We start from the raw sequence: 17,139 nt of genomic DNA on the forward strand, positions 1-17,139 counted from the left end.
CGGCCACGCATCGCCCGCCGCGGTTATGCTAAACCCATGACCGCCGACGCCTTTTACGAAGACACCATCGCCGCAATGGCCAGTGCTCCTGGTGCCGCTGGGGTCGGAATTGTACGCGTTTCGGGGCCGCGCGTTCCGTTTATAGCCGAAGCACTACTAAGTCGCGCGCCAACGCCGCGACACGCCCACTTCGCCGCATTTCGAAATGCGGATGGCCAACTGATCGATCGCGGATTGCTGCTGTATTTTCCCTCGCCTGCTTCCTATACCGGCGAACACGTGTTGGAACTGCAAGGTCACGGCAGCACCGTTCTGCTTGCTGCGTTGTTGCGGCGTATCGGTGAATTGGGTGCACGTCTGGCACGTCCCGGTGAATTTACCGAGCGTGCGTTCCTTAATGGCAAACTCGATCTTGCGCAAGCCGAAGCCGTAGCTGATCTGATTGCCGCACGATCACAAGCGGGCGCACACGCAGCGCTGCAGTCCATGGAAGGCGTGTTTTCCAACAAGGTCGAAGCGTTGTTGCATGCCTTGATTGCCTTGCGTGTGCATATCGAAGCCGCCATCGATTTTCCGGAAGAAGAAATCGATTTTCTGACGGATCCTGCGATTGCCCGGCAATTGGAAGCCTTGCGCACGCAACTCGATGAGCTGCTACGCGAAACACGACGAGGCGTTCGGCTCAACGACGGTTTGCGCATTGCTATCGTTGGTCGACCCAACGCCGGCAAATCCAGCTTGCTCAACGCACTGGCCGGCAACGAACGAGCCATCGTCACGGACATCGCGGGTACCACCCGCGATGTCGTACGGGAAAGCATCCATCTTGATGGCTACACGCTGGAACTGGCTGACACTGCAGGCTTGCGCGATACCCACGATCCCGTCGAACGCGAAGGCGTACGCCGTGCACACAGCGAACGCGAGCGCGCTGATGTCGTTTTGTTAGTGACTGATGCCCAACACGCCGAAGCAGATCTTGCGTGGTTGGCCGATCTTCCCCCTGCGGTCGAACGCATCGTCATTGTCAACAAGATTGATCTGGATAGCGAACAAGCACACACTGAACAACGCGTGGATACCAAGTGGCTTTGGCTCTCCACCAAGACAGGAGACGGCCTAGAGACATTGCGTGAGTATCTCAAACAGCTCGCTGGAGCTGGTAGCGGTGAAGGCGCTTTCAGCGCGCGCCGCCGCCATGTGCTTGCACTCGAACAAGTCGCTGCTCACCTGGCACGAACGACTATCGTATTGACCGAGAATCGAGCCGGCGAACTCGCCGCCGAAGAACTGCGACATGCCCAACATGCACTTGGCGAGATCACCGGAACCTACACCAGCGACGACTTGTTGGGTGCCATCTTCAGTTCGTTTTGCATTGGCAAGTAGACCATGGGTCTAATGACACCCGTTATTAAGCTCCAGTGTTAACTCGTAGCCTAGTGACATAAATCCATGTTTTGCCACCGTCCCCTGAACTCAAAACATCCTCATGCCAAGGATCGGGTATTGATCCAAAAATACCGCTCAATGGCACCGCTCTAAATTCAAAAAATTTTTTCAGATGGGAGACCCATATTATAGCGTCAGGCCAACCAATGCACTCAGACAAGGACCAATGTATGCCATCGGTCGTGTAATATATTCGTTTTTCAAATGTGAAATCATAATAAGTGCCGTGAGCAGCTGCAACCGCTGCGCCACTATAGTCATTATCGGCTGCTAAAATGGTTAAGCTATAGCGCGAAGGTCCCTGAATGCCGCTGGTTTGACTCCAAACATGCGTGGTGAATGTGTCACTATAAAACGCTGTGGCATTATTCCCGACGGCAATCCACCTATGAAGCGGTTTGTCATAAAGCACTCTGTTTATGGTCGTGTTGGGTAACTTATCCAAACCGCTAACATACCTCCATGTATTGGAATTCCCTGTCTCGGATGCCATAACGGTCAGGTAAGGTCCAACCACAACAAATAGACCGTTCCTTATGCATAGAGCGGGCGGATAACAGACAATGTTCGACGAGGGGTCTCTACCATACGCAATGCCCTGGAAATGAGCCTTGTTTCCAAACACCCCAACTGTCCACGAGGCGCCGCCGTCGCTAGATCGAACATACTGATACGGTGACAGTGTCTGTTGGCTCGAAGCATTTGCAAGTGCCACTATTGTATTATCGATCTGAGCCGCCCCCAAAACTTCGAAGCCACGCGGTGTTCCGCCAGAAGACCCCTTCGAAGTCCATAAGGGTGGTGTGTTTCTTTCGGAAGGGGGGCGCAAATATGGGGGATGACCCAAATATGGAAATCCACCGTAGGCGAATGCAATGAAATTTCCCTGCAACTGCACGCCAAGGAGCCCTGTTGGCTTAAATCCTAGACATTCCTCGTAACCGCAATAGGCGGGGTTCTTGTTCGGATATTGTGGATGCCAGTGTGCACCGTTATCAGTGGAAACCCAAATGTCCCGAGCGCCCGACTGGCCAGCTGGTGCTGATTCGAGCTCGGAGAGCATCCAGCTACCGTGGCCGTTATAGGCTAAATCGCTAAACTCGCCTATAGGGGATGCCCACTGTCCAGGATTGTCGATTTTGCCTCGATTCCAGGTAGTGCCGTCGGTTGAGTAGTAGATGACGCCACCGACACCTGCGTAGATAATCACGCCATTTGCAGATACGACTTGGGAGTCTCCCTGCACCGAGTCCGCATACACTTGGCGAGCAAGGCTTCCCACAAGAATAGAAAATAAAATCGGCATTATTTTCTTAATATACCCTCCCATTCGACCAAAGTCAGGAAAGCATGCACCCGAACGTTCTTTCAGGAAGGAATCTTTTAACTGTTTCATAATATTGATTACGATCTGAAGGAGTAGGCTTAAATTAGTGCCATTGCGATTAATTCCACATTGAACGAGTTCACCTCCTACGGCTTTGTTCGATTGTAATTTGATATACGCCAAGTTGGTTGTGGATGCAAGTAGGGGTATATATGAACGCGCTCCGTTTGCGCCAGTGTTTCGTGTGATCCGACATCAACAGGATGGGTTGCAGCTGTCGAAGTAGATGTTTTATCGCTTGCGATTGAATGCAGTGATCCTCGGTCACCACAACGTGTGGCTGCATGGTGTAAGAGAAACTCTAAAAGAGTGATCATCAATTCCGGCAGAGCTGGGTAAGCGAATGTCGTTTTCCTTTGGAGAACCTGCACAGAAGTCGACCAGGCAGGCATCGCCATCGTCGGATCGCCATTTATTTGCCCCGCTCTGAACAGGAGGATCTCGTTATGATTCAACGATCATCGGGTTCTTACACGCAATCAAAATCGGGACGCGAATCATGGGAAAATTTCACGCAGCATGTTTGCTTGCCGCTACGGCTATCGCTAACGCTGCATTGGCTGCTACGCCTCAGAAGGATATTGACACGAATATTCAACCTGCCGTCCAGGCGTTCATGCAGCAGTACAAAGTACCTGGTGTGGCGATTGCTCTCACGGTCGATGGCAAGCAGCATTTTTACAACTATGGTGTGGCTTCTCGCGACACCCAGCAGCAGGTTACCAGCGATACGCTTTTCGAAATCGGGTCGATTAGCAAGACATTCACGGCGACTCTGGTTGCTTATGCACTAGTCAACGGCCAGCTTTCATTGACCGATCATCCGGGCAAATATCTGCCGGAACTGAAGGGCAGCGACTTCGACAAAGTAACGTTGCTTAACCTTGGGACGCATACAGCGGGTGGTTTTCCGATACAAGTACCAGACGAAATTCAAAACACCTCGCAGTTGATGGCTTATTTCAAAGCGTGGAAGCCACAGTATCCCGCCGGCACCCAACGCACTTACGCCAATCCGAGCGTAGGCATGCTTGGTTTGATTGCGGCAAAGAGCATGCAAACTCCCTTCGACGTTGCGATCGAACATGTACTGTTGCCCAAGCTTGGCATGTCCGATACCTATCTTCACGTGCCCGCAGACAAAATGGTGTTGTACGCGCAGGGCTACAACAACAAGGATGCCCCTGTTCGCGTCAATCCAGGCATGCTTTGGGAAGAAGCGTATGGCGTGAAAACCAATGCCAGGGATTTGCTGCGATTTGTTGAGATCAACCTTGGTTTGGTCAACGTGGAACCCAAGCTCAAGCAAGCCATTGAGGACACCCATGTTGGCTACTTCAGGCTGGGTGCCATGACCCAGGATTTGATCTGGGAGCAATTGGCTTACCCTGTGAGCCTGAACGATCTGCTTGAAGGCAGTTCCGACCACGTTGTGCTTCAGAACAACGTGGTAACGCCTTGGCAACCATCGCGGGCTCCGCAACAGGATGTGTTGATCAACAAAACGGGCTCCACCGCAGGTTTTGGCGCTTACGTCGCCTTTATTCCATCGAAAAAGATGGGCATCGTGCTATTGACCAATCGCAGCAATCCGACAGATGCCAGACTACGTCTCGCGTACACGATTTTGAACGCAGCGAACGCACTGTCGAACTAGCACCACCATCTTGCCACGCGGCTTCATTCGTTACGTTGCCGCGCCAGCAATGCCTCTACCTCTGCCGGATGCGGCATGCCGCCGCGCGCACCCATACGGGTGACCGAAAGGGCGGCGGCAGCGCAGGCTTTGCGTACGGCAATCGATAAGCCTTCGTGTAGGAAGACGGCCAGCGCTGCGTTGAAGGTATCGCCGGCACCCGTGCTGTCGATGGCTTCCACGTGGAAACCACGTTGAAGCTGCGGCTCCTCCTCCTCCCGAAACCACGCACCTTCCGCACCGCGGGTCAACACGACCGGACAAGGTGCCTGACGCATCAGGTCGCGAAAATCTTCCGACGGATCTGCGCCAAGCAAAACCGCCAGCTCATGCTGGTTTGGCGTCACATAGCGTGCCAACTTCAGCCAATCCGACGGCAATCGCTGCGCAGGCGCAGGGTTCAGAATCACCGGCACCCGCTCCTGCTGTGCGATGCGCAGGGTGGCTTCTATGGTTTCCAATGGAATTTCCATTTGCATCAGAATTGCGTCGGCGCTTGCAATCTCCGGCCTGGCTTGGTTCACGTGTGCAGCACTGAGTCGCGCATTGGCGCCTGGCACGACGATGATTTGGTTTTCCCCGCCGGCAACAGTGATGGTGGCGGTTCCGCTACTGCAATCACGGATGCGAGTGATGTGCTGGCTATGGACGCCTTCCGCGACCAACGCATCGCATAAAGCGTGGGCGAAGCCGTCGTCCCCCACCGCGCCTACCATATGCACGTCGGCGCCCAGGCGTGCCGCCGCAACGGCCTGATTGCCGCCTTTGCCACCGTGCACGGAAAGAAAGCGTTCGCCAAGCAGGGTTTCGCCGGACGCGGGGAAACGCTGCGCCACGGTGACCAGATCCATATTGATGCTGCCGACGACAACAAGACGCGTCATGGAGGTTCTCTCAGTATGTTTACCGGAGAGCGTAAAGCCACAGGCCATGCTGTAGTAGTCGCTACGTGTCAGCGCACGGATAGGATGTCGGTGCGCTGCGGAAAAACGTCCAGCGAAAGTAGACTAGTTGCTGCCGTTGTCGGAGCTGGAGCCAGCAATGATGATGATCTCACTATGCCCGGCCGACGTCGGAATCACCCTGCAATAACGGTGGTGGCGCACCAGCGACGGCTAGTAGAGACTGTGCATAGCCGTCTTCCATCGTCACCGTCGACACTTCATCCCAGGCGAAGAAAGAAGGCTCACGCAACCACTCTGCATCGGGGGTGATTTCCTGCATATTGAAACCATCCTCCTCAACGCTGACCAATCGGCCGATGTAGCAAACTTCCGATTCGTCTTCGCTATCCACGTGTACACCGATCACCGGCGCCATCGCGCTAGCCGCTTGTACCACTTCACGAATGCTGTCGAGCGGAAAGTTGCGCGGGAGCCGTGGTACTAAGTTCTTCAATACCAGCGCCTTCTCCATGAAGTGGCTGTGTTTGTCAGGTGTTTCCAGCTCGGAGATGTCGCGGTGCCGCATGATGTACATGCCGTCGTAGGTGATGCCATCACCCACGACCCACAACAGGAAAAATTCCCGACCCACACTGCCGACGTAACCGCAGAAGCTGCCGTGTTCGAGTTCGCCGCGCCATAGACGCACCAACTGCTGCTTCTGTTGCGCTTCGCGGAGTTGCGCACGCTGGCCGGTGGTCTTCAGTTCAATAATCTTGCCCATTTGGACATTTTACCAGAGAGGGGACCGGCAGCTTGTTTACAGCCCGCTAAGTGCAAGTGGTTGTTTAATTTTTACTTTTTAAACAGTAGGTTGTATTGAATGGTAGGCGCTTAGAGGATGTACCGGCTGAGATCCTCGTCACGAACCAGGCTGCCAAGGTTCTTATCCACATATTCGGCGTTGATCAGGTAGTTTTCGCCGGATTTGTCCGCAGCTTCGTAGGAGATCTTTTCCAGAAGGCGCTCCATCACCGTGTGCAGGCGGCGAGCGCCGATATTCTCGGTGCGTTCATTTACCTGGTAGGCGACCTCGGCCAGGCGATCGACCCCGGACTCATCGAAGTTCAGGGTCACGCCCTCGGTACCCAGCAAGGCCACGTATTGCTTGGTGAGAGCGTTGTGCGGTTCGCGCAAGATGCGCTTGAAGTCGTCGACCGACAGGGCGGACAACTCCACGCGGATCGGCAGGCGGCCCTGCAACTCCGGGATCAGGTCCGACGGCTTGGCCAGCGAAAACGCACCAGAGGCGATGAAAAGCATGTGATCGGTCTTGATCGGACCGTACTTGGTGGACACGGTGGAGCCTTCCACCAGCGGCAGCAAGTCACGCTGTACGCCTTCGCGGCTGACGCCAGCCCCGCCCCATTCGGAGCGTTGTGCAATCTTGTCGATCTCGTCGATGAAGACGATGCCGTTCTGCTCGGCGGCTTCCATCGCCTGGGCGCGGACCTCCTCGTCGTTGAGCAAGCGCGCGGCCTCCTCTTCGATCAGCAGCGGGCGGGCGGCCTTGATGGCCAGCTTGCGCTTCTGCGTCTTGGCGCCGCCCAGGTTTTGGAACATCTGGCGCAACTGCTGACCCATTTCCTCCATGCCTGGCGGCGACATGATTTCCACGCCGACATTCATGCTCACGTCCAGCTCGATCTCGCGTTCGTTCAGCGCACCTTCGCGCAATTGTTTGCGCAGCTTCTGGCGTGTTTCGGTTTCGATCGCGCTGGCCGGTGCCGGGTCGTGGCTCCAGTCGCTGGGAGCCTGGCGGCGTGGCAGTAGTGCATCCAGGATGCGATCTTCAGCGCGATCCTCGGCTTGCGTGCGCACGCGTTTCATTGCCTGCTCACGCGTGAGCTTGTACGCGACATCGGCAAGATCGCGCACGATCGATTCTACATCCTTGCCGACATACCCTACCTCTGTGAACTTGGTTGCTTCCACCTTCACGAACGGCGCGTTGGCCAGCGTAGCCAGGCGGCGGGCGATTTCGGTCTTGCCCACGCCGGTAGGACCGATCATCAGGATGTTCTTCGGCGTTACTTCTTCGCGCAGCGCCGGCTCAAGCTGCATACGGCGCCAGCGATTGCGCAGCGCAATGGCCACGGCTCGCTTGGCGTCATGTTGGCCGATGATGTAGCGGTCGAGTTCGTTGACGATTTCGCGTGGGGTAAGTTCTGACATAGCCGGGAATCTAAATAGGGGGTAGGGAATGGGAAGAGCAAGAGCGCGGGATGAAGGGTTTTCGCCCCCCCTATTCCCGACGTCCCATTCACAGCTCTTCAATCGTGGTGTTGTGATTGGTGTAGATACAGATGTCGCCGGCGATCTTCAGCGAGCGCTCCACGATGGCACGCGCATCGAGCTCGGTGTTGTGCATCAAGGCCAGCGCGGCCGATTGCGCGTATGGGCCACCGGAGCCGATCGCGATCAGGCCATGCTCGGGTTCAAGCACGTCACCGTTGCCGGAGATCAGCAGCGAAGCTTCTTTGTCGGCCACGGCAAGCATCGCTTCCAGGCGCCCAAGGCGGCGATCGGTGCGCCACTCCTTGGCCATCTCGACGGCGGCACGGGTGAGGTTGCCACTGTGCTTGTCCAGCTTCTGCTCGAACAGTTCGAACAGGGTGAAGGCATCGGCGGTGGCACCGGCGAAACCGGCCAGCACATCGCCCTTGCCTAGACGGCGGATCTTGCGGGCATTGGCTTTCATCACGGTATTGCCCAGCGTGACTTGGCCGTCGCCGCCGATCACGACACGACCATGGTGGCGCACCGAGACGATGGTAGTGGCGTGGAACGATTCCATGTGAGGCTCCGGCAAAGACGTTGAACGCTGAACGTGGGGATGGGGCAAGGCCAGTTCAATGAGCCAGGAGTGAGTGGAGAGAAGAGAGAGAAGGCTCAGGCGGCCGCGGATGGGCTTTTCTATTACTTCTCACTTCTCTCCACTCCTCGTTTCTTCGCACGTGGATGCGCGGCGTCATACACCTTGGCCAGATGCTGGAAATCCAGATGCGTATAGATCTGGGTGGTGGCGATGTCCGCATGGCCAAGCAACTCCTGCACCGCGCGCAGATCTCCGGAGGATTCCAGCATATGGCTGGCAAAGGTATGTCGCAGCAAATGCGGATGTACGTGCTTGGCGAAACCCTGTCGCAACGCAAGGGTTTTCATCCGTGCCTGCACGGCACGCGGACTGATCGGTGCGCCATGGCGACCACGGAATACCGGCGAGTTAGGCTCGCGTCCCTCGAATTCACCCCATGCACACAGCGCTGCCATCGCATGACGGCCTACTGGCACGATACGCGTCTTGCGTCCCTTGCCCAGCACGCGCACCTCACCCGCTTCCAGATCAAGGTCCATCCAGCACAATCCGATCAGCTCGGACAAGCGCAGGCCAGAGGAGTAAAACAATTCCAGCATGGCGCGATCGCGCAAGTTCAGTGCTTCGCCACCCTCGCCTTCCACCAATGCGGTGGCTTCGTCGACGTCCAGCACTTGCGGTAGTTTGCGGTGTACTTTTGGGCCATGCACACCGGCAAGCGGGTCATGCGTGAGCAAGCCTTCGCGCGTGAGCTGGCGGAACAAGCTGCGACACGATGACAACAATCGCTGCAGACTCTTGGGCGACAAACCGCCGCGATGCTCCGCAGCGATAAAGCCGCGCATGCGGTGGGGTATCAGCGCATCGAACGAAGGGAGCTGTTGCGTCTGCATGTAACGCAACAGCTTGGCCAGATCGCGGCGATAGGCTTCGATAGTGTGCGGTGACGCCTTGCGTTCGTTGGCCAGCCGCGCAAGCCATGCATCGATCTGGCCCCGGATATCCACGACCGTACTCAGGCACCGTCTTTCAGGCGTGCCAGCGCGGCAGTTACCGTGGCCGCAATCATCTTCAGGAACATCGTGCCCATGCCGGGCTGGAAGTGATCCGGATCTTGACTGCCGATCGCCAGCAGACCCAGTTCACCCAATGACATCACGGCGGCGGAGCGAATCTCCGGCGCACGCTGGCCGAACAAGCGGTAGAGGCGTTCAGCGGAAAGCCGGCCGGACATGGGTTCATGGTGGGCAAGAAAATCCACGAACTCCGGCATGGCAGTGCGCCCGCCTGGTTCGTGCAGCAGCCAGTCCGCCGGCGGCAGGATCAGGTCGCCGAACAGCACCAGCCGGATCTGGTCGGTGCCAAAATCTTCGGAGAGCTTGGCCACCACACTGCGCACCGCGACGGCCGAGGTATTGGCGCGCAGCACCGCCACGTTAAGCTCGTGCACGCGCTGCATCAGGCGTTCGTTCTCGGTAGCGATCGTGGTCAGTTCCGCCAGTTTGCGTTCCAGTTCGCTGTTCTTGTCGCGCAATGTCTGCAGTTGATACGCAGCCAGCGAAGCCACTGTGCCCTGTTCGCGCGGCAGAGTCAGGAGCGTCGCCAGTTCCGGATAGTCACTGAGAAAGTCCGGATATTTGCGCAGGTAGGTGGCTACATCGCTGGCTTTGATCGTGTCTTTGAGCAGTGCGTTAGTCATACGCGAAACCTCGAACCGGAAAACGCGGGGGCATATTCATACTGCCGGAACTGAATGTGCGATGGACGCGCTGGCGCATCAATCACCTGCTTGCCAGTCTAGCCATTCACCTTCGAACACAAAGCTGGCAGGACCGGTCATCCACAGGTGTTCACCGGGGCCGACCCAGTCGATCTGCAGGTTGCCGCCCGGCAAATCCACCTGCACTTGGACTTCGACTTCGCCGCGTTGTCGCAGCACCGCCATCGCCGCACAGGCGCCGGTGCCGCAAGCGAGCGTCCAGCCAGAACCGCGCTCGTGCACGCGTAAGCGGACGTGGCGCGGGCTGAGTTTCTGTACAAAGTCGGTGTTGGCGCCTTCGCGAAAACGCGAATGGCCGGTCAGGGCAGGGCCAAGCCGCGCCAATGCCGGGGCGGAAAGATCGTCCACGACCACGACGGCGTGTGGATTGCCCATTGACGCGGCACCGATTTCCAGCGTCTGGCCGTCCACCTCCAGGATGTAGCGCGCGGAGGCATGCGGGGCATCGAAGGGAATGCGCGCCGGATCGAAGATCGGCTCGCCCATGTCCACCATGACATGATGCGCATCGACCAGACGCACCGCTACCGGACCCGACGGGCTTTGGATCTGCACGGTCTTGCCCAGCGGCAGGGCACCAGCACGGTGCAACCACGCGGCGACACAGCGCACGCCATTGCCACATTGTCCAGAGGGCGAGCCGTCGGCATTCCAGATGCCGTAATAAAACACACTAGCACCATCGCGCGCCGGCTCAACGCTCAGCAACTGATCGAAGCCGATGCCAGTATGCCTATCGGCCATGGCGCGGATCGTGGCGGCACTCAACACCAGTGCGCCACCGCGGCTGTCGATCACGACAAAGTCGTTACCGCTGCCATGCATCTTGGAAAATGGTAAGACCATGACGAATAGGAGATCAGCTTCCGCTGAGCGGCTTGGTGACAACGCTGCTGGAACTGGCTGGTTGAGCCGCCGTGCTTGCGTGCACCGGTGCGGGTTTTGCCGGCGGCGCGGGAGTCGGTGGCGGCATATAGAGTGGGCCTTTGTTGCCGCAGCCGGGGATCGCTGCGAAAGCAAGGCAGGCCGATAGCAGCAAGATCGATCGGCGCATAGTGCAAAGTCCTAGGGAAACGCTGTCAGTATAGCCAAGCATTCCAGGGTGCGATCGCGGCAGCATTTATCATGTGCAGCAGATTGCACAGGATATGTGGGTATTGGGAGTCGTCAATGAACTGGAATGAATTACTGCGCCTGCCGGCGACCTTGCTTGCCATCCTGGCCGGCATCGTCTTGCTGGTTGCCTTGGCCCAGCTACTGGCGGCGCGTCAGCACGTGCGCGATCGACGCCGCCTTATGGCGAGCGGCCATGCGTTGCTGATGCTGGTGTTTCTGCTGCTGGCCATCTTCCTCGGCGGCCTGGCCATGTCGCTGCGGGGCTATCGCTTCCTGAGTGAGGAGGTGCCTGTGGTACAGATCGATGCACGTATCCTCTCGCCACAGCGCTGGGTACTCATACTCACCTGGCCGGATGGCGCCACGCGCCAGGTGACGCTCTCAGGCGATGACTTCCAGGTTGATGCCATCGTGCTGAAGTGGAAGTTGCCCGCCATGCTGGCAGGCTTGCCGCCGTTGTACCGGCTGGATCGCATCTCCGGGCGTTATGACGATGCGAATCAGGACATGACGGCATCTCGCACGGTTATCGATTTCAGCCAGGCGGGTCAGGGCGACGTGCTCGATCTGAAAAAGCAGACCCCGGCCTGGTGGCCCGAGGTGGATGCGGTGTTTGGCAGCGGAGCCTTCTTGCCGTTGGTGGATGGCGGGCATTACAGCGTGGATTTGATGCGTACCGGGGCGCTGGTGGCGCGCCCGGACAAGGCCACGCAGCAAAGGATCGGGCAACCGTTGGGCGGTTGATCTTGGCCGCTTTTTGATCACTTCAGAAGCTTTTCGTAGCGATAAGCATCCGATCCATCTTCGTAAAAACCTTTCACCACCGGACCGAAGCGGTGATAGCCCAGCCGTTCATACAGGCGCACGGCGGTTTTGTTATCCGTGCGCACTTCCAGGTGCAAGGCGTGACAGTGGCGCTGACGGGCTGTCGCCTCGGCGGCTTCGATCAGCGCCGTGCCCACACCTTTGCCGCGTGTTTCCGGCAGACTGGCAATCGAATACAGCCGCGCCACGCGACTGCCCTTGCGGAAGAACACCAGCGCTGTGCCAAGAAAGCGGCGATGGTTGGCACTGGCGACCAGCACGTGCGCAGTGTTGCTATCTAGGTGGCGACGAAATTGCGCACGACTCACCCGGTCGCTGTCGAAGGTGGCTTGCTCCAGTGCGACCAGATCATCGAGATCGGAAAGTTCGGCTCGGCGCACCCGCACGGCGGTGGTTGCTGGCGATGGGGTCATCAGGGTTCTCGTCAAACGCGCCGGTGGTCGGTCGCCTGGTGCAAGTCACTGGGGTCGAGTAAGCGCAGCACTGTAGTGCAGAGCGCGCGGGAAAGCATCCGGCCAAGGTCATCCTTCAGTTCGTGAGGGCCTTCGGCGGAATGCGCGTTTAGTCCCGCTTCAGTGCATACCCTTGTGCACCTTGCCGAGGTACAAGACACTGCTACCTTGCGCTGCGCCGCCTCGTGCCCCTACGCGACGACGTCTTTCTTCTAGTCTTCCGAGGTGTCATGACCCGACTCGTCATCGTCGTCGAGAAAGCTTCCGACTGGGGCTCTTACTATCCGTCCGTCGACGTCGTCACTGCGATGGACTATTTGCGCGAACCGGTGGGCGGCGACGACGAACGCACCCATGTGCTCAACCTATGCCGCAGCTACAAATATCTGGGCACCGGCTATTACGTATCGCTGTTGGCCGAAGCGCGTGGGCATCGCGTCATGCCCTCGGTGCGCACGGTGAACGACTTGCGCCGCCGCTCGTTGTACGGTCTGGCCATCGACGATCTCAACGCTAAGCTCACGCATTTCCTGCCCGAGGGCGGCCGGGATACGACTGATTTCGGCATCCTGGTCTACTTCGGCGAGACGTCCCATCCGGCGTTGCAAGACTTGGCGCGGCAGGTGTTCGAAATGTATCCCTGTCCGCTGCTGCGCATCGAGTTCGAGCGCGAGCGTGTATGGCGGATCAGTTCGATCAAACCAGTGGGCCTGCACACGCTGGATGATGCGCAGGAAGACGCCTTCGCCACCGAGCTGGATCGGTTCTCCAAGAAACTATGGCGCAAGCCTCGCGCAAGGCGGCTGTATCGCTACGACGTTGCCATGCTGGTCGATCCCCATGAAACCATGCCGCCGTCGAACAAGAAAGCGCTGAAATCCTTCATCAATGCCGGTAAGGAATTGAGTATCGAAGTCGATCCCATCGGCAAGAACGATTACCAGCGCTTGGCCGAATACGACGGCCTGTTCATTCGCGAGACCACTGCCAGCGACAACCACACTTACAGCTTCGCCCATCGCGCCGAACGCGAAGGCATGGTGGTCATCGACGATCCCAGTTCGATCCTGCGCTGTACCAACAAGATCTTCCTCAATGATCTGATGGTGTCGCGTAAGCTCGCCGTACCACGTACCGAAATACTGTATCGCGACGACATTAAGGGCCTGAAGGAAGTGGCCAGCAAACTTGGCTATCCGTTGGTGCTGAAGATTCCCGATGGTTCGTTTTCGCGCGGAGTCATGAAGGTAGAAAGCGAAGACCAGCTCGAAAAAGCCGCCGGCGAACTGTTCCAGCACAGTGTACTGCTGCTGGCGCAGGAATTCGTCTACACCGATTTCGACTGGCGCGTCGGCGTACTCAATCGCGAACCTTTGTACGCCTGCAAGTACTACATGTCGCGCGGCCACTGGCAAATCTTCAACCACGGCGCGAAAGGCGCCGCGAAATTCGGTGGCTTCGAAACCATTCCGACGCGCGATGTACCGGCGGAAGTCATCAAGCTCGCGTTGAAAGCCACCAATGCCGTCGGCGACGGCCTGTATGGCGTGGACCTGAAGCAGGTGGGCGACAAGACGGTGGTGATCGAGGTGAACGACAATCCATCGATCGATGCCGGTGTCGAAGACGCCTACCTTGGTGAAGATCTCTATCGCCGCATCATGCAGGAATTCCTGCGGCGCATGGAACGCAAGCGGCTGGGTATCAATGGCTAGTGTGGTGTCTCACAAGCAACGTGAATAAATTCCGAGTGGATTTCGTCGCGAGACAAGGCGCGAGGAGGAGTCATAGTGGGCGCTATGGCGACGACGAGCAACGCAGGATCGTGGCGAAAGATGCCGGAATTTGTTCACGTTGCTTGTGAGACACCACACTAGGTAATGAGTGGAGAGGCGTGAGAGGTGAGAGAAAGTCGTAAAATCATCATCTTGAGCAAGGAGCCCCCCGTGTCCCACCCCCAATCATTCGCCGTCTTCGGCCACCCGATCTCGCACAGCCTGTCGCCGCATATCCACCAGGCTTTCGCACAGCAATTCGGCATGGCGCTCGACTACCGCACCATCGACGTCGCACCCGAAGCATGGGTCGATGCCGTACGCCATTTCTTCCAGGAAGAAGGCGGACGAGGCGCGAATGTCACCCTTCCCCATAAGCACGCAGCCTTTGCGCTGGCGGACGAACGCACCCAGGCCGCTACGCGCGCAGGTACCGCCAACGTGCTTACGCGCCTCGCTGATGGCCGCCTTGCCGCGCACAACACAGACGGTGCCGCCATGGTGCGCGATCTCACCGAACGCCATGATCTGGATCTGCGCGGCCACGATGCACTGCTGCTTGGCGCGGGTGGTGCCGCGCGCGCGGTAGCCTGGTCCTTGTTTGAAGCGGGCGTGCAGACCCTCACCATCGTCAACCGTTCACCTGAAGCCGCCGATGCGCTGGCTGACGCCATGGGCGAACCGGCACGCGTGCACACCCGTTACTGGGAAGACCTTGGCAATATCGGCAGCTTCGACCTGATCGTCAACGCCACCTCGGCAGGCACACTGGATCAGTCGCTGAGCTTGCCCTTTTCGCTGATCGCGTCACGCGCTACCTGCTACGACCTCGGTTACGCCAAGGCTGCTTTCAGCTTCCTCGCCTGGGCACGCGCGGCCGGTGCCCGCTATGCCCATGATGGTCTCGGCATGCTGGTGGAACAAGCTGCCGATGCTTTCGAGTTGTGGCACGGCAAACGCCCTGATACCGAGTCGGTTTATCAGTTGCTCAAGGCGCAAAGTGTCTGAACGGCCATCGCCAATCCATTTGGCATCTCTAACTTTCCTGTCGTGCTAGCTTTAGCGGACAGGGGGTGTCACGACGCGGGGAGTTGCGCACATGTTGCCGAAGGGGAGTTTCAGCCGTTGCCTGGCGATCGCCGGGCTTTCATTGTTTTTTGCTGGCGTTGCGGAAGCGGCGCTGGATAACAACAGTCCAGTCGGCACGGCCAATGTCACCGTTGCCGATCCCACCGTACCGCGACCGCCGGGCCAGCCGTGCGTGGTGCAGCTTTTCAGCAATGACACGTTTGACGATTTCAATCCGCGGCCTTTCACCTATACGCCACCCAGCGGTTGCGGCGCGCATTGGGCCAAGGTGGTGTTGGAAGCGGATTTCTCCGTCACGGAAGGTGTGCAATACGACCGTACCGCAACCATTTTCTTTGGTGGTGTGAACCTGTATTTCGGTACCACGCAGGAGCCTTCCTCCACACTCGCGCCGAGTTGGCACGTGGAACGTGACCTGACCGATTACAGCGCCTTGTTCAGCAGCACGGGCCAGGGCCAGGCGTTTATTGGCAACATCGTCGACAGCACTTATACCGGTGTGATCCACGGCAGCGCGCGCTTGCTGTTTTATCCTGCCGATGCGGTTGCGCCGGCGGCGAAGGTGCCTGATGCGGTGTATCCGTTGAGCAGCGATCTGATCGGCAGCACTGTTACCTTGAACAATTCCAGCAGCCAGATGACCGCAACACTAAGTCTGCCGCGCAACGTGGAGAAGGCTTATCTGGATGTCTTCACGCAGAGCCAGAGCAGCGATGAGTTCTGGTACACCTGTGTGCCAGCGCAGTACGCAGCCGAAACCGGCGAATGCAACAACGGCAATTTCCGCGAGGCGGAGGTCAGCATCGATGGCCAGCCGGCCGGTGTGGCGCCGGTGTACCCATGGATTTATACCGGTGGCCTCGACCTGTTCATCTGGAAGCCGACGCCTGGCGTGCAAACGCTGAACTTCATGCCCTATCGCGTGGATCTGACGCCGTTCGCCGGCGTGCTCAGCAACGGTTCGCCGCATACAGTGGCTGTGAACGTGGAGGGTGCGGACAGCTACTTTTCCGGCACGGCGGCGTTGCTTGTGTATCAGGATAAGAACACCAAACAAGTGAGCGGACAGGTCACGCGCAATACGCTGGCCAATCAGCCGCCGACGCCCACCACTAGCAGCACCCTGAGCCAGGATGCTTCCGGCAATGTTACCGGCGGCGTAACCACCGCCCTCACTCGCCACTTTGTGATCGAAGGCTATGCCGATACCTCGCGTGGCCGAGTGACGACCACGGTGGACCAGACGGTTGGGTTCACCAACACCGAAAGCTTCAACATCACCCGTAGCCTCTACGATCAGATCACCGATCAGCTCACCACGGTGGCGAGCGTAAGTCGCAGCAAACGGGGTCAGGCGCTGGTGAATGAGTTCAAGGCCAGTTATCGCTATCCGCTGTATGTGAAATCGGACCAGAGCAGGCTCGCCGATGGTAACTACTCCATTCTTACCAAGGTTCGCCAGGGCTACCACCAACACACGGCGTTGGGCGCGGATGGCATCACGCCGTACTCGGCCGATGTGAAAAACCAAGTGGATGGTTCCGATACCCTGGTGCTGACACCCGGCTATCGCATCATCAGCCACAGCGGCCAGCAGGCCACGCAAACAGTTGCGTTCGACGATTCATGGGGTGGTTGCTATCGCGGTAGCGTTAGCTCCGCCAACAACGTGGTGACTGCCTACAGCAGCGATCACGGTTGCCCCGGCCAACAGAACCGGGTGCTGTGGTTCGCCCATCCGGATGGCTCGCCCTATCAGGGTGACAGCCTGTTCGGCGGGTAAACGGCACAGGAATCGACACCCC

Annotated in this window: 15 protein-coding genes; 6 read left to right on the top strand and 9 right to left on the bottom strand. The window is 58.1% G+C overall.

All coding sequences use genetic code 11. The annotated features are described in order from the left end of the window. The first annotated feature begins 36 nt into the window (after nucleotides 1-36). Entirely contained in the window at nucleotides 37-1,389 is a 1,353-nt protein-coding gene (mnmE, locus tag EO087_RS11780; protein WP_128899028.1) for a tRNA uridine-5-carboxymethylaminomethyl(34) synthesis GTPase MnmE, read from the top strand. 25 nt (nucleotides 1,390-1,414) lie between these two features. Here mnmE and EO087_RS11785 read toward each other — a convergent pair whose 3' ends face one another. Further along, a complete protein-coding gene (locus tag EO087_RS11785) occupies nucleotides 1,415-2,962 on the bottom strand; it encodes a sialidase family protein (RefSeq protein ID WP_128899029.1) in 1,548 nt (515 codons plus the stop codon). Nucleotides 2,963-3,338: 376 nt separating this feature from the next. Between EO087_RS11785 and ampC the strand changes: the two genes are divergently transcribed. Next, entirely contained in the window at nucleotides 3,339-4,496 is a 1,158-nt protein-coding gene (gene ampC, locus EO087_RS11790) for a class C beta-lactamase (protein WP_128899030.1), read from the top strand. 23 nt (nucleotides 4,497-4,519) lie between these two features. Here the strand turns inward: ampC and rbsK are convergent, their stop codons facing one another. From rbsK to dapF, 7 genes are all read right to left on the bottom strand, one after another. Next, entirely contained in the window at nucleotides 4,520-5,419 is a 900-nt protein-coding gene (rbsK, locus tag EO087_RS11795; protein ID WP_128899031.1) for a ribokinase, read from the bottom strand. A 172-nt stretch (nucleotides 5,420-5,591) separates the two neighbouring features. Then, a complete protein-coding gene (locus EO087_RS11800) occupies nucleotides 5,592-6,203 on the bottom strand; it encodes a hypothetical protein (protein ID WP_128899032.1) in 612 nt (203 codons plus the stop codon). A gap of 110 nt (nucleotides 6,204-6,313) precedes the next feature. Then, complete coding sequence (gene hslU / locus EO087_RS11805) at nucleotides 6,314-7,654, bottom strand: ATP-dependent protease ATPase subunit HslU (RefSeq protein WP_128899033.1); 1,341 nt, start codon at nucleotides 7,652-7,654, stop codon at nucleotides 6,314-6,316. Nucleotides 7,655-7,742: 88 nt separating this feature from the next. Continuing rightward, the gene (hslV, locus tag EO087_RS11810; RefSeq protein ID WP_128899034.1) at nucleotides 7,743-8,276 is read right to left on the bottom strand and encodes an ATP-dependent protease subunit HslV; all 534 of its coding nucleotides are present in this window, start codon (nucleotides 8,274-8,276) and stop codon (nucleotides 7,743-7,745) included. A gap of 122 nt (nucleotides 8,277-8,398) precedes the next feature. Next, nucleotides 8,399-9,304 carry a tyrosine recombinase XerC gene (gene xerC / locus EO087_RS11815; RefSeq protein WP_128899035.1) on the bottom strand — a complete coding sequence of 302 codons (906 nt, stop codon included), beginning with the start codon at nucleotides 9,302-9,304 and terminating at the stop codon, nucleotides 8,399-8,401. 8 nt (nucleotides 9,305-9,312) lie between these two features. Next, a complete protein-coding gene (locus tag EO087_RS11820; RefSeq protein ID WP_128899036.1) occupies nucleotides 9,313-9,996 on the bottom strand; it encodes a DUF484 family protein in 684 nt (227 codons plus the stop codon). Nucleotides 9,997-10,074: 78 nt separating this feature from the next. Beyond that, nucleotides 10,075-10,923: a diaminopimelate epimerase gene (dapF, locus tag EO087_RS11825; RefSeq protein ID WP_128899037.1), complete on the bottom strand. Its 849-nt coding sequence runs from the start codon at nucleotides 10,921-10,923 to the stop codon at nucleotides 10,075-10,077. A gap of 324 nt (nucleotides 10,924-11,247) precedes the next feature. On the opposite strand from dapF, the gene EO087_RS11835 reads away from it, so the two are divergent. After that, nucleotides 11,248-11,937, top strand: coding sequence for a hypothetical protein (locus EO087_RS11835; protein WP_128899039.1), 690 nt, complete (start codon nucleotides 11,248-11,250; stop codon nucleotides 11,935-11,937). A 17-nt stretch (nucleotides 11,938-11,954) separates the two neighbouring features. Here the strand turns inward: EO087_RS11835 and EO087_RS11840 are convergent, their stop codons facing one another. After that, on the bottom strand, nucleotides 11,955-12,431 hold the full coding sequence (locus EO087_RS11840; RefSeq protein ID WP_128899040.1) for an N-acetyltransferase: 477 nt from the start codon (nucleotides 12,429-12,431) through the stop codon (nucleotides 11,955-11,957). Between the two features lie 269 nt (nucleotides 12,432-12,700). On the opposite strand from EO087_RS11840, the gene EO087_RS11845 reads away from it, so the two are divergent. The 3 genes from EO087_RS11845 (at nucleotide 12,701) to EO087_RS11855 (ending at nucleotide 17,117) form a co-directional block, all read left to right on the top strand. Next, nucleotides 12,701-14,185 (top strand): RimK family protein, encoded by a 1,485-nt coding sequence (locus tag EO087_RS11845; RefSeq protein WP_128899041.1) that lies wholly within the window; start codon nucleotides 12,701-12,703, stop codon nucleotides 14,183-14,185. A 231-nt stretch (nucleotides 14,186-14,416) separates the two neighbouring features. Next, complete coding sequence (gene aroE, locus EO087_RS11850; RefSeq protein ID WP_128899042.1) at nucleotides 14,417-15,253, top strand: shikimate dehydrogenase; 837 nt, start codon at nucleotides 14,417-14,419, stop codon at nucleotides 15,251-15,253. 91 nt (nucleotides 15,254-15,344) lie between these two features. Continuing rightward, a complete protein-coding gene (locus EO087_RS11855) occupies nucleotides 15,345-17,117 on the top strand; it encodes a peptide-N4-asparagine amidase (protein ID WP_128899043.1) in 1,773 nt (590 codons plus the stop codon). Nucleotides 17,118-17,139: the final 22 nt, after the last annotated feature.

This window comes from Dyella sp. M7H15-1 (assembly GCF_004114615.1).
Classification (GTDB): Bacteria; Pseudomonadota; Gammaproteobacteria; order Xanthomonadales; family Rhodanobacteraceae; genus Dyella_B.